Source organism: Gilliamella sp. GillExp13 (genome assembly GCF_001690815.1).
In the GTDB taxonomy this organism is placed as follows: domain Bacteria; phylum Pseudomonadota; class Gammaproteobacteria; order Enterobacterales; family Orbaceae; genus Gilliamella; species Gilliamella bombi.
This window is the reverse complement of record NZ_LZHJ01000135.1, coordinates 1-1669: the sequence shown is the minus strand read 5'-3', so window position 1 is coordinate 1669 and position 1669 is coordinate 1. Positions and strand designations below refer to the sequence as shown.

Genomic DNA, 1669 nt, shown 5'->3' with positions numbered 1-1669 from the left:
TATTGATATTGCAGTCAGCTTACCAGCAGGAAGGATTACCCGTTACTTAGATAAACTGGCCGAATATCATGGATATCCATTAAAAATACGGGTCGATAATGGGCCAGAATTTACAGGAAAAACCTTTATAAACTGAGCTAAATCACATGATATAGCCATTGATTATATAAAGCCCGGTAGCCCTTATCAAAATGGTTATATTGAACGATTTAATCGTACCTATCGTACTGAAGTACTTGATTTATATCTTTTTAACAACTTAGCACAAGCAAGGAGAATAACCGAAGAATGGCTAACGATTTATAACACCGAAAGACCGCATGAGGCATTAAATAACATGACACCGATTGAGTATAAAACACTAAAACAAGCAGCTTAATTTTCTACGTGAGTTGTGTACTAAGTTTGGGGCATTTACAGTCGCCATTTCGGTTGAATCCCAATATAATTCTAGTATACTAAGCTAACAAATTTTAATATCGGTAAATTAATCTACTTTTTAATTTATATGTTCTGTTTTCTATAATAGAATAACGATAAGGTAGAAAGATATTCCCTAGTTAATAATGGACACTATTTATGTTGGACCCAAATTTACTCCGAAATGAATTGGATCTTGTCGCTAATAAATTAGCACGTCGAGGATTTAAATTAGATATTGATACGATTCGCCACTTAGAAGAAAAACGCAAAGTATTACAAGTTGAAACCGAGAACTTACAAGCCGAACGTAATGCTCGTTCAAAAGCAATTGGTGAAGCAAAAGCACGAGGCGAAGATATTACAGCTGTCCGTGAAGAAGTCAATAAACTTGGTGAAAAACTCAATAGCGCTAAAACAGAGCTTGATATCCTACTAAGCAAAATTAAAGATATCGCTTCCACTATCCCAAATATTCCTGATGACTCTGTTCCTGATGGAAAAGATGAAAATGACAATGTTGAAATTTCTCGCTTTGGCACACCAAGAAAATTTGATTTCCCAATTCAAGATCATGTTGCATTAGGAGAACGCTTTGGTGATCTTGACTTTGCAGCAGGGGTAAAACTCACTGGTGCACGTTTTGTGGTTATGAAATCACAAATCGCACGCTTACATCGTGCTATTACTCAATTCATGTTAGATTTACACACAGAACAGCATGGTTATGCCGAAATTTATGTACCGTATTTAGTCAATCAAGCAACACTTTTTGGAACAGGACAATTGCCAAAGTTTGCAGGTGACTTATTTCATACTAAACCGCTTGATGAAGAAGCTGAAAATAGTAATTATGCATTAATTCCAACTGCCGAAGTGCCTGTAACTAATCTTGTGCGCGATGAAATCCTTGATGAAAGTGTATTACCATTAAAAATGACAGCACACACCCCTTGTTTCCGCTCTGAGGCTGGCTCTTATGGTAAAGACACTCGTGGCTTAATTCGTATGCATCAATTTGATAAAGTAGAATTGGTTCAAATTGTTAAGCCTGAAGAATCGATGAAGGCATTAGAAGAGTTAACTGCTCACGCAGAAAAAGTATTGCAATTACTTGAATTACCATATCGAAAAATTGTGTTATGTACTGGCGATATGGGCTTTGGCTCTTGTAAAACCTATGATCTTGAAGTATGGGTACCAGCTCAAAATACATACCGAGAAATTTCTTCTTGCTCAAATATGTGGG

2 protein-coding genes are annotated in these 1669 nt (G+C 36.3%); both read left to right on the top strand.

What is annotated here, in order from left to right:
- Positions 1-151 precede the first annotated feature (151 nt).
- Positions 152-379, top strand: coding sequence for an integrase core domain-containing protein (locus A9G37_RS13665; RefSeq protein WP_081297635.1), 228 nt, complete (start codon positions 152-154; stop codon positions 377-379).
- A 200-nt stretch (positions 380-579) separates the two neighbouring features.
- Positions 580-1669: serine--tRNA ligase (gene serS / locus A9G37_RS09795; protein WP_065575384.1), on the top strand; the 1090-nt coding region annotated here is incomplete at its 3' end.